The 11,723-nt window shown below is 60.5% G+C and carries 11 protein-coding genes; all 11 read left to right on the plus strand.

What is annotated here, in order from left to right:
• Positions 1-46: 46 nt before the first annotated feature.
• Complete coding sequence (fabG, locus tag P3T18_RS24875; RefSeq protein ID WP_429302630.1) at positions 47-796, plus strand: 3-oxoacyl-ACP reductase FabG; 750 nt, start codon at positions 47-49, stop codon at positions 794-796.
• 150 nt (positions 797-946) lie between these two features.
• The gene (gene acpP / locus P3T18_RS24880) at positions 947-1,186 is read left to right on the plus strand and encodes an acyl carrier protein (protein ID WP_004197638.1); all 240 of its coding nucleotides are present in this window, start codon (positions 947-949) and stop codon (positions 1,184-1,186) included.
• Positions 1,187-1,405: 219 nt separating this feature from the next.
• Positions 1,406-2,644 (plus strand): beta-ketoacyl-ACP synthase II, encoded by a 1,239-nt coding sequence (gene fabF, locus P3T18_RS24885; protein ID WP_429302631.1) that lies wholly within the window; start codon positions 1,406-1,408, stop codon positions 2,642-2,644.
• Between the two features lie 607 nt (positions 2,645-3,251).
• Entirely contained in the window at positions 3,252-3,851 is a 600-nt protein-coding gene (rpoE, locus tag P3T18_RS24890; RefSeq protein WP_006051939.1) for an RNA polymerase sigma factor RpoE, read from the plus strand.
• Between the two features lie 82 nt (positions 3,852-3,933).
• Positions 3,934-4,566 carry a sigma-E factor negative regulatory protein gene (locus P3T18_RS24895; protein WP_429302980.1) on the plus strand — a complete coding sequence of 211 codons (633 nt, stop codon included), beginning with the start codon at positions 3,934-3,936 and terminating at the stop codon, positions 4,564-4,566.
• Between the two features lie 4 nt (positions 4,567-4,570).
• The gene (locus tag P3T18_RS24900; RefSeq protein WP_429302632.1) at positions 4,571-5,614 is read left to right on the plus strand and encodes a MucB/RseB C-terminal domain-containing protein; all 1,044 of its coding nucleotides are present in this window, start codon (positions 4,571-4,573) and stop codon (positions 5,612-5,614) included.
• Positions 5,615-5,649: 35 nt separating this feature from the next.
• On the plus strand, positions 5,650-7,167 hold the full coding sequence (locus tag P3T18_RS24905; RefSeq protein WP_429302633.1) for a DegQ family serine endoprotease: 1,518 nt from the start codon (positions 5,650-5,652) through the stop codon (positions 7,165-7,167).
• 2 nt (positions 7,168-7,169) lie between these two features.
• Positions 7,170-7,427, plus strand: a complete 258-nt coding sequence (locus P3T18_RS24910) for a glutaredoxin family protein (RefSeq protein WP_429302634.1) — start codon at positions 7,170-7,172, stop codon at positions 7,425-7,427.
• A gap of 210 nt (positions 7,428-7,637) precedes the next feature.
• Positions 7,638-9,431, plus strand: coding sequence for a translation elongation factor 4 (lepA, locus tag P3T18_RS24915; RefSeq protein WP_429302635.1), 1,794 nt, complete (start codon positions 7,638-7,640; stop codon positions 9,429-9,431).
• Positions 9,432-9,449: 18 nt separating this feature from the next.
• Positions 9,450-10,343, plus strand: a complete 894-nt coding sequence (lepB, locus tag P3T18_RS24920; RefSeq protein ID WP_429302636.1) for a signal peptidase I — start codon at positions 9,450-9,452, stop codon at positions 10,341-10,343.
• Positions 10,344-10,517: 174 nt separating this feature from the next.
• A complete protein-coding gene (rnc, locus tag P3T18_RS24925; protein ID WP_429302637.1) occupies positions 10,518-11,714 on the plus strand; it encodes a ribonuclease III in 1,197 nt (398 codons plus the stop codon).
• The last annotated feature ends 9 nt before the right edge of the window (positions 11,715-11,723 follow it).

An 11,723-nucleotide genomic window follows, 5' to 3' on the forward strand; every position in this document is an offset into this window, starting at 1 on the left:
ACATCAAGAATTAATCAGCCCTCCGAAGGGCATCCGGACTGACAAGATGGAAAAGACTCTCGACAAACACATTGCAATCGTGACCGGCGCATCGCGCGGCATCGGCCGGGCCATTGCAATGGAACTGGCGCGCCTGGGCGCGACGGTGATCGGCACGGCAACTAGCGAAAGCGGCGCGGCGGCCATCACCGAAGCATTCGGCGCGGCCGGCGTGAACGGCCGTGGCGCGGTGTTGAACGTCAACGACGCGGCTGCGGCGGAAGCGCTGATCGACGGTACCGTCAAGGAGTTCGGCGCGCTGCACGTGCTGGTGAACAACGCCGGCATCACGCAGGATCAGCTCGCCATGCGTATGAAAGACGACGACTGGGATGCAGTGGTCGACACCAACCTCAAATCGGTGTTTCGTCTGTCGCGCGCAGTTTTGCGCCCGATGATGAAAGCGCGCGGCGGCCGCATCATCAACATCACTTCGGTGGTCGGTTCGGCCGGCAACCCTGGGCAGATCAACTACGCCGCGGCGAAAGCGGGCGTGGCGGGTATGACGCGCGCGCTCGCCCGCGAAATCGGCAGCCGTGGTATCACGGTGAATTGCATTGCGCCGGGCTTTATCGACACCGACATGACCAAGACCCTGCCGGAAGAGCAGCAAACCGCGCTGAAGGCGCAGATTCCGCTCGGACGTCTCGGCAGTCCCGACGATATCGCGCACGCCGTCGCGTTCCTGGCGTCGCCGCAAGCAGGCTATATCACCGGCACGACATTGCACGTGAACGGTGGGATGTACATGTCGTAACCAAATTCGGGTACTATCCGCGCCTTGATGCGTTTGCAAATGCGTAAGGCGCATGCCTTGACAGCAACCCGATGCGCCGCTTTTTTGCCGGGTCAAACCTGATAAAATGCGCGCACCTGTATTTTTGAACTTCTTTCCCTTGGAGGGGTAATGGACAATATCGAACAGCGCGTCAAGAAGATCGTCGCAGAACAACTGGGCGTTGCAGAAGCTGAAATCAAGAACGAAGCTTCGTTCGTGAACGACCTCGGCGCCGACTCGCTCGACACCGTTGAACTCGTGATGGCCCTCGAAGACGAATTCGGCATGGAAATTCCGGATGAAGAAGCCGAGAAGATCACCACCGTTCAACAAGCGATCGATTACGCTCGCGCGAACGTCAAGGCCTAAGGTCATTCGCGCCTGCGTTTCTGCGTTGGCGGCGTATGACGCCCTGCCGTGCCGGTTTCCGGCGCCAGCGGGGCTGGCGCTTTTTGCCGGGCAGGAGCTTGCGATGTTGACAGCGCAATTTTTCGCGCGATTGCCGACTTAACAGCCACAGGGCACACAGGGCAAGTTCCTGTGGCCGCTGTGGCTTTTGCTTTTGTCATCTATGAAAAAGGGGTTACCGTGAGCCGCCGTCGTGTTGTTGTTACAGGCCTGGGGCTGATTTCGCCTGTTGGCAATAATGTTGCCGACGGCTGGGCCAATCTGGTCGCCGGCAAGTCGGGTATTGCCAATATCACGAAGTTCGATGCGTCGAACTTTTCGACTCGTTTCGCCGGCGAGGTGAAGGGCTTCAATATCGAGGACTACATCCCCGGTAAAGAAGCGCGCCACATGGATACGTTCATCCATTACGGCGTGGCCGCAGGCATCCAGGCGATGCAGGACAGCGGCCTTGAAGTCACCGACGAGAATTCCGAGCGCATCGGCGTGGTGGTCGGTTCGGGCATCGGCGGATTGCCGATGATCGAAGTGACGCAAACCGAACTGCTGAATCGTGGCCCGCGCCGCATTTCGCCGTTCTTCGTGCCGGCGTCGATCATCAACATGATTTCGGGCCATTTGTCGATCAAGTTCGGCATCAAGGGTCCGAATCTGGCCATCGTCACGGCCTGTACCACAGGTCTGCACTGTATCGGCGAGGCTTCGCGCCTGATCGAATACGGCGATGCCGACGTGATGATCGCGGGCGGTGCGGAATCCACCGTCTCGCCGCTCGGTATCGGCGGCTTTGCGGCAGCGCGCGCGCTTTCGCAACGCAACGACGATCCCGCCACCGCGAGCCGTCCGTGGGACAAAGACCGTGACGGCTTCGTGCTGGGCGAGGGCGCCGGCGTGATGGTGCTCGAAGAGTACGAACACGCGAAGGCACGTGGCGCGAAGATTTACGCCGAGGTTAGCGGCTACGGGATGAGCGGCGACGCTTATCACATGACCGCACCGCTGGAAGACGGCGACGGCGCTCGTCGTTGCATGCTGGCCGCCATGAAAAACGCGGGCGTCAATGCCGATCAGGTGAATTATCTGAACGCGCACGGCACGTCCACGCCGCTAGGTGACCTCGCTGAAACCACCGGCATCAAGCGCGCTTTCGGCGATCACGCCAAAGACATGGTCGTGAACTCGACCAAGTCGATGACGGGTCACTTGCTGGGCGGCGCGGGCGGTCTGGAGTCCGTGTTCACGGTACTCGCCGTCCATCATCAGGTGTCACCGCCGACGATCAACATCTTCAATCAGGATCCGGCATGCGATCTCGATTACTGCGCGAACACCGCGCGGGAGATGAAGATCGACGTCGCGCTGAAGAACTCGTTCGGGTTCGGCGGCACGAACGGCACGCTCGTTTTCAAGCGCGCCTGATTGACCGACCGTTTGGTGACACGTCAGTCGATAACGCCGGCTTCGTCCTTGCCGGCGTTTTCGTTCGGATCGGCCGGACTGGACAGAGCGCCGGAAGCTATCCCGCTTCGGCGCTCTGTCTGGATGTGTGTCGTCCTGGCGGTCTTCGTCCTGGCCGCCGTATTCGCGGTCCATTTTTGTCTCGCGTCGAGACTCGGCGGCGGGCAGGCCAGTCCGTTATCGCTGCCGTCGCCTTACTGCTCGTGCTTTGTGCGGTCAATTACGACCGTGCATGTCCAGCAGCCCTGAAAATCGGGCCGGAAGGGCTATCCCTATGGAACCGGCTAGGCCGTCTGACGGAGCAGGGGCGTATTGTCGGCTGCTCCCAGTGGGGCGGACTGCTGCTCGTGCTGGTTCTCGCGCCCGAGCATGGCCGCTCCCGTACGCTATTGATTACCGCCGACGCGCTTCCAGCCTCGACTTTCCGTGAACTGGCCGTGCTGGGCCGGCGTGGCGCCGGCGCCTGACTGTAACGACTGTAACCGCTGTTACCGGAGTAACGTGCCACATTGATGGGGACGCTACAATGGTCCCCCGCCATGCGCCCTATAGTTAACGGATTTATCAGGTGAGCGAAAAAGAAATTGATCAGGTGCTGGTCGAGCGCGTCCAGAAGGGCGACAAGGCCGCGTTCGAGCTTCTGGTCTCCAAATACCACCGCAAAATTCTCCGGCTGATCTCGCGTCTCGTGCGCGACCCCGCCGAAGTGGAAGACGTTGCCCAGGACGCTTTTATCAAAGCGTACCGGGCCTTGCCGCAGTTTCGCGGCGAATCGGCCTTCTATACGTGGTTGTACCGGATTGCGGTCAACACCGCGAAGAACTACCTTGCGACCCAAGGGCGGCGCGCGCCGACTTCTACCGAAGCAGATGCTGAAGAAGCTGAAACTTTCTCGGACGCGGACCAACTAAGGGATATCAACACGCCTGAGTCGATGTTGATGAGCAAGCAGATCGCTGAGACGGTCAATGCTGCGATGGCGGTTTTACCGGAAGAGTTGCGCACCGCCATTACTCTTCGTGAAATTGAAGGTTTGAGCTACGAGGAAATCGCTGAGATGATGGGTTGCCCAATTGGCACAGTCAGATCACGAATTTTTCGCGCTCGCGAAGCCATTGCGGCAAAATTGCGTCCGCTGCTTGACACACCTGAAGGCAAGCGCTGGTAAATCCCCAGCCTGCCGGGCGGGGCACGGATGCAATATCTGGATTAGTGGTGTCACTACGGGGTTTTGTAAGATGGGGAGCATCATGGGGTCGGTCTCGATGCAATCGCAAGTCAGTTCGCGCGCTGAGCGTATGTCCGCCGTTGTCGATGGCGAGGTGTTCGGCGAAGAGCATCTGAATCTGGACAAGTTTCTTTCCGAGCTGGACGGCAATGATCGCGCCGCGTGGTCGGCTTATCACCTGATCGGCGACGCTTTGCGTTCCGACGATCTGGCGGTTAGTCCGGCGGCAAGCAGCGCATTTTTGAGCGGTTTTGCCGCTCGCTTCGAAAACGAGCCGCACGTGCTCGCGCCGGCCACGATGCCGGTTGCGCGCCGCCTGCTGGCGTTGCGTCGTCGTGTAGTGCCGGCGTTTGCCGTTGCTGCGGCGGCTGCCACGCTTACGTGGATCGTCGTGCCGCAGCTCCAGGGCGTGCCGGGCGGTGCCGGCGTGGGACAGATCGCGTCGATCGGTTCGCACGGAGATTCGGTGCAGCGCGTGGCGATGGTTCCGGCGCCGGCAGCAACCCTGCAGCCCGTCTCGCAAGACGCGAATATCATTCGCGACGCAAGCCTCGATCAGTATCTGGAAGCTCACCAGCAATTCGCACAGCAGCCGGTCATGCCGGGCTCGATGCCGCTGATTCGCGCTGCCGCTGTTTCTACGCAAGGCCAATAGTTTGATGCAGACTCCGCGGTTGAATATAACGACTATCTGGGGGCGGCTGCCGGCATTTCTGTTCTGCGCAGCCGTATTGTTGTCCGCTACACCGCGGGTTTTTGCACAAACTGACGATCCGCTTATCGCACGGCGTACGGCTGCGGATCTGCTCGATCGCATCCATCAGGCGGCGCAGCAGCAAAACTACGAGGGTGCATTCGTCTACCAGCGTGGGAATTTCGTCCAGACGTCGCGAATTTCGCACTACGCGACTCGCACGGACGGCGAATTCGAGCAGCTGGAAAGCCTCGACGGCAAACCGCGCAAGATGCTTCGTCACAACGAAGATCTGTACACGTTCGTGCCCGAACGCCATCTTTGCGTGGTCGAGAAGCGTCAAAACAAGGATTCTTTCCCGGCGCTGCTCGCTGTAAGCGGCGATCAGGTGCTTTCCGTCTACGAACCGAAGCTGCTCGGCGACGACCGAGTGGCGGGCGTCGAAAGTCAGGTCATCGAGCTCGATCCGAAAGACGCTTATCGCTTCGCCTACAAGCTTTGGGCGGACAAGAAAACCGGCTTGCTTCTGCGCGCGCAAACGCTCGACACGAACGGTCAGGTGTTGGAACAGTTGTCGTTTTCGCAGATTCGCATCGGCGTGCCGGTCGACAAAACCGCGATCGTCAACGGAATTCGTAATCTGACGGGCTGGACGGTTGTTCGTCCGCCGGTCGAGCCGGTCGACATGGCCGCGCAAGGTTGGCAAATTGCGCCGACGGTGGCGGGGTTCCACAAGATTCGCGAGTTGCGGCGACCCATGGCTGCGCGTGACGCCGGTCAACCCACCATTCCCGTCGACCAGGCTGTATTCTCGGACGGTCTCGCGGCAATCTCGGTGTTTATCGAGCCGGTCGAAAACAACACACGCAAGGAAGGCGCGGGCAATAGCGGCGCGACGCATGTTCTGGTCAAGCGGCGCGGCGACTTCTGGATTACTCTGCTCGGTGAAGTGCCCCAGGCCACATTGCAGCAGTTTGCGTCTGCCATAGAATATAAAGCTCCGAAGTAACTCTCCGATTCCTGATTCCCTCGGCTCGCTACGATATGACGACTTTTTCGGTGCGCAAATTCCTCGCAGCCGTAGTGGTGGCAGCGTGTTTGCCGCTGGTGCCGCACACGGCGTCGGCGGCTTCCGCCGCCAATCTGCCCGACTTCACCGACCTCGTCGATAAAGTCGGCCCGGCGGTCGTCAATATCCGCACAACGACGCGCGTCTCGAGTAGCGGCTCGCGTGGCGGACTGCCTCCGGGTATGGACGACGGCGACATGTCGGAGTTTTTCCGCCGCTTCTTCGGTATTCCGTTGCCGCAGTCGCCGCAGAATCCACAATCGCCGGGATCCCCGCGCGGCGGCGATAACGGCGGCAGTGGCGGCAGCCAGGACGCGCCGGACAATAGCGATCCCGAGCAGAACAGCGGCGTAGGCTCGGGCTTCATCCTTTCCGCCGACGGCTACGTGATGACCAACGCGCACGTGGTCGACGACGCGGACACCATTTACGTCACGTTGACCGACAAACGCGAGTTCAAGGCGAAGCTGATCGGCGTCGACGATCGCACCGACGTGGCCGTGGTCAAAATCAGCGCAGCCAACCTGCCCACCATCACCATCGGCGATTCGAACAAGGTTCGCGTTGGCGAGTGGGTGGTGGCGATCGGTTCGCCGTTCGGGCTGGAAAACACCGTGACGGCGGGCATCGTCAGCGCCAAGGGGCGTGATACGGGCGACTATCTGCCTTTCATCCAGACCGATGTGGCCGTCAATCCGGGCAACTCGGGTGGTCCGCTGATCAATATGCAGGGCGAAGTGATCGGCATCAATTCGCAGATCTACAGCCGTACTGGCGGCTTCATGGGCATTTCGTTCGCGATTCCGATCGATGAAGCGATGCGCGTGGCCGATCAGCTGAAGACGTCGGGCAAAGTGGTGCGCGGTCGGATTGCCGTGGCGATTGGCGAGGTCACGAAAGACGTGGCCGATTCGCTCGGTCTGCCGAAGGCGCAAGGCGCGCTGGTAAGCAGCGTCGAGCCGGGCGGTCCGGCGGACAAGGCCGGCGTGCAGCCGGGCGACATCATTCTGAAGTTCAACGGCCATTCGGTCGACACGGCCACGGATTTGCCGCGCATGGTCGGCGACACGAAGCCGGGCACGAAGTCGACGATTACGATCTGGCGCAAGGGGCAAACTCGTGATCTGCCGGTCACGATTGCCGAAATGCAGCCGGACAAGGCCGCCAAGGCCGACCAGAAGAAGCCGCCGGTGCCGAAGCAGCGCGCCACGAACGTTCTGGGCCTGGCGGTCAGCGACATTCCGTCCGATCAGATGAAAGCGCTGAAACTGCACAATGGCGTGCAGATCGACGCGGTGGACGGTCCGGCGGCACGGGTTGGCTTGCAGAAGGGCGATATCGTTCTGCGCGTCGGCGATACGGACATCACGAGCGCCAAGCAGTTCGACGATCTGACGGCGCATCTGGACTCGCAGAAAATGGTTGCGTTGCTGGTGCGCCGAGGCGAGAACACCCAGTTCGTGCCGATCCGGCCGCGCAGCGCGCAAAAGTAAAAATGGCGGCACCACTCACGCTCTACGGACGCGCGTGGTGCCACCTGTGCGAAGACATGCGCACGGCGCTCGAGCCTCTGCTTGTCGAGTTCAAGGCGCAGGTCGAAGTGATCGACGTCGACGCCGATCCGTTACTGGAAGCGCGCTTTAATGAGTGGGTGCCGGTTCTGTTCTGTGATGGCGTCGAACTGTGTCACTATCATCTCGATGAAGCGCGCGTCCGCGCCGCACTGACTGCCCGTTTGGCGTCGTCGTCCTGATTGCGGTCGCACCGGAATCGAGGTGTGTGACATGTGAGCGCACCTCGTTCACACCCTTTTTCAAGTCTCTCCAGAACCGTCTTTTCCGTCCGGACCTCGCAAGATGCCCGGGCAATGGCCTTTTCGGCTAAAATAGATAGGTTTTTCACCTACTTACAAGGCGTGCTCCGCTATTGTCCGAGCGCGCCTTTTTCGCTTGATCGGTACTGAATGGATCATATTCGTAACTTTTCGATCATTGCGCACATCGACCATGGCAAGTCGACGCTCGCCGATCGCATCATCCAGATTTGCGGCGGTCTCTCCGACCGCGAGATGGAATCCCAGGTGCTCGACTCGATGGATCTCGAGCGCGAGCGCGGCATCACCATCAAGGCACAAACAGCCGCACTGACGTACAAGGCGCGTGACGGCCAGGTCTACAACCTGAACATGATCGACACGCCGGGCCACGTCGACTTCTCGTACGAAGTCAGCCGTTCGCTGTCCGCGTGCGAAGGCGCGCTGCTAGTGGTCGACGCGAGCCAGGGCGTGGAAGCGCAAACCGTGGCCAACTGCTACACGGCAATCGAACTCGGCGTCGACGTGATTCCGGTGCTCAACAAAATCGATCTGCCCGCCGCGAATCCCGAGAACGCGATCGCGGAAATCGAAGACGTGATCGGTATCGACGCAACCGACGCCACGCACTGCAGCGCAAAGACCGGCCTTGGTGTCGAAGACGTGCTCGAGGCGTTGATCGCCAAGGTGCCGGCGCCCAAGGGCGACGCAGAGGCTCCGCTGCAAGCGCTGATCATCGACTCGTGGTTCGACAACTACGTCGGCGTGGTGATGCTGGTTCGTATCGTCAACGGCACGCTGCGTCCGAAGGACAAGATCCGCATGATGGCGACCGGCGCGCAGTATCCGGTCGAACATATCGGCGTGTTCACGCCGAAATCGAAAAATCTCGAATCGTTGTCGGCCGGGCAGGTGGGCTTCATCATCGCCGGCATCAAGGAACTCGCCGCTGCGAAGGTGGGTGACACGGTCACGCTGGTGAATCGTCCGGCCGCCGAACCTTTGCCGGGTTTCAAGGAAGTGAAGCCGCAGGTGTTCGCGGGTCTCTATCCGGTCGAAGCGAACCAGTACGATGCACTGCGCGACTCGCTTGAAAAGCTGAAGCTCAACGACGCTTCGCTCATGTACGAGCCGGAAGTGTCGCAGGCGCTCGGCTTCGGTTTCCGTTGCGGCTTCCTCGGGCTGCTGCACATGGAGATCGTGCAGGAACGTCTCGAGCGCGAGTTCGACATGGACCTCATCACTACGGCGCCGACCGTGGTGTACGAAGTGCTTCTGCGCGACGGCACGACGATCATGGTGGAAAATCCGGCCAAGATGCCGGAGCCCTCGAAGATCGAAGAAGTGCGCGAGCCGATCGTCACCGTGAATCTGTACATGCCGCAAGACTACGTGGGCTCGGTGATCACGCTGTGCACGCAAAAACGCGGCACGCAGATCAACATGCAATATCACGGTCGTCAGGTTCAGCTCACCTATGAAATCCCGATGGGCGAAGTCGTGCTCGACTTCTTCGATCGCCTGAAGTCGATCTCGCGCGGCTACGCGTCGATGGACTACGAGTTCAAGGAATATCGCGCGGCCGACGTGGTGAAGGTCGACATGCTGATTAACGGCGACAAGGTGGACGCGCTGTCGGTCATCGTGCACCGCTCGCAGAGCCAGTATCGCGGCCGCGAAGTGGCGGCGAAAATGCGTGAACTGATTCCGCGCCAGATGTACGACGTGGCGATTCAGGCCACGATCGGCGCGAACATTATTGCGCGCGAGAACATTAAAGCGTTGCGTAAGAACGTGCTGGCAAAATGCTACGGCGGCGACATCAGCCGTAAGAAGAAACTGCTGGAAAAGCAAAAGGCGGGCAAGAAGCGAATGAAGCAGGTCGGGTCCGTCGAGATTCCGCAAGAGGCTTTCCTCGCGATTCTGCGTGTCGAAGACAAATAAGACGAACAACGGAACCCTATGAATTTTGCGCTGATTCTTTTTGTTCTCGTCATTTTGACGGGAATCGCGTGGGTCGCAGATAAACTGGTTTTCATGCCGCAACGGCGCCGCGCGGCGGAAGCCGTGGTCGCCGAATTCGACCGCCAGCAGGCACGAGTCGGTGAGCGTTTCGCCGACGAAAACGCGGCGCAAACGCGCGCCCGTTTGCGCGACGACAAATTGCGTCAACCGTGGTGGCTCGAATACTCGGCCAGCTTTTTTCCGGTCATTCTCGTTGTGTTCGTCGTGCGTTCGTTCGTGGTCGAGCCGTTCAAGATCCCGTCCGGTTCGATGGTGCCGACGTTGCTGGTGGGCGACTTCATCCTCGTCAATAAATTCGACTACGGTATTCGCCTGCCGATCACGAACACGAAAATTACCGAAGGCCGTCCGCTCGAGCGCGGCGACGTCGTGGTGTTCCGTTATCCGAAAGACGAATCGGTCGACTACATCAAGCGCGTGATCGGTCTGCCGGGCGATACGGTTGCGTATCAGGACAAGCAGCTCACGATCAACGGCAAACCCGTGCCGGAAACCGCGTTGCCCGATTATCTCGACGACGAACGCATGGGCTATGCGAAGCAGTTCAAAGAAGATATCGACGGCCGCAAGAACGCGATTCTCAATAACCCGGCCGTGCCGCCGTTCATCGTCGGCGCTGAAGATTATCCGTACCGCGACAATTGCACGTACAACGCGCGCGGCGTGATCTGCAAGGTGCCGCCGGGTAATTACTTCATGATGGGCGACAACCGCGACAACAGCGCGGATAGCCGTTACTGGGGTTTCGCGCCGGACAAGAACGTCGTCGGTCGCGCCTTCTTCATCTGGATGAACTTCAGCAATCTGAAACGCATCGGCTCATTCCACTGAGCACGCATGCATCGGTAGCACGACACGCTGCGTCGGCGAGCCTCTACAGGTCTCATCCTTCGCGGCGTGTTGTCACGCTACTTTAAGAACACGCGGTAACGTCGCTTCACCACGCTTTTTCCGCAGGCCGTCCCGCGTTTTCGCCGGGACTGGCGCCCGCGTTATACTCTGCCCATGCCCCTATCTCCGTTGGAAAGCCGTCTGCGCTACGAATTTCGCAATGCGGAATTGCTGCGCCAGGCTTTAACACACCGCAGTCACAGTGCCACGCATAACGAACGGCTCGAGTTTCTTGGCGACTCTGTTCTGAATTGCGCGGTGGCTGCGCTTTTGTTCCAACGCTTCGGCAAACTGGACGAAGGCGATCTGTCGCGCGTCCGCGCCAATCTGGTTAAACAACAGTCGCTGTACGAGATCGCTCAGGCCCTGAATATTTCGGAAGGCCTGCGTCTCGGTGAAGGTGAGTTGCGCAGCGGAGGTTTCCGTCGCCCGTCGATCCTCGCGGACACGCTGGAAGCCGTGCTGGGCGCCGTTTTCCTCGACGGCGGCTTCGACGCCGCGCAGACGGTCATCAAGCGCCTCTACGTTCCCATTCTCGATCACATCGACCCGCGCACGCTCGGCAAGGACGCCAAGACGCTTCTGCAGGAATACCTGCAAGGCCACAAGATCGCGTTACCGACCTACACAGTCGTGGCAACGCATGGTGCGGCGCACAATCAGCAATTCGAAGTCGAATGCACGGTCCCGAAGCTCGACGTGAAAGTGTCGGGCTCCGGTGCCAGCCGCCGTGCGGCGGAGCAGGCGGCTGCCAAGAAGGCGCTGGACGAAGTGATGGCGGCGGCGCCCGCGGTGGTGGCCAAGACCAAACGCTCGAAAGGTGCGCGCGCGGCCAAGAATAGCGAGCCCGAAATTGTTCCCGGCGTGACCGGCGTGCAGGCAGCACTCGATTTACGCAGCCCGGACCGCAAGAGCGAACGGGGAGCGGGCCGAGGCGCGGCGCACGCCGGCAGCAACACCGAATTGCCGGCCGCCGAGCGGCCCGCGGCGGCGGGATCGGCGCCTTTGGCCGTGATCCGGGCCGCGCATGTCGAATACAGCGGTCAGGAGCGTGGCGAGAGGTCGGACAAAGCAGAGAAGGCGACCGCTCATGTCGCCGACAAGCAGACCGAAAAAGCCGCAGACAAGCCTGAAGCAAAATCGGCCGAAACCAGGCCAGACGGCGCCGCGGTACGCGGCGTCGAAAAACACCGCAGCCGTGAGACCGCATCCGGCGCCGCTGCCCCCACGCCTGGCGTGCCGGCACAACCTGAACTCGAACCCGGCGTAGCCGACGCGGTGCAAACGCGCGTCGCCGACGCGGGCCATTGATTGCCCTCG

It is taken from the genome of Paraburkholderia sp. GAS199 (assembly GCF_050436585.1).
Lineage (GTDB): Bacteria > Pseudomonadota > Gammaproteobacteria > Burkholderiales > Burkholderiaceae > Paraburkholderia.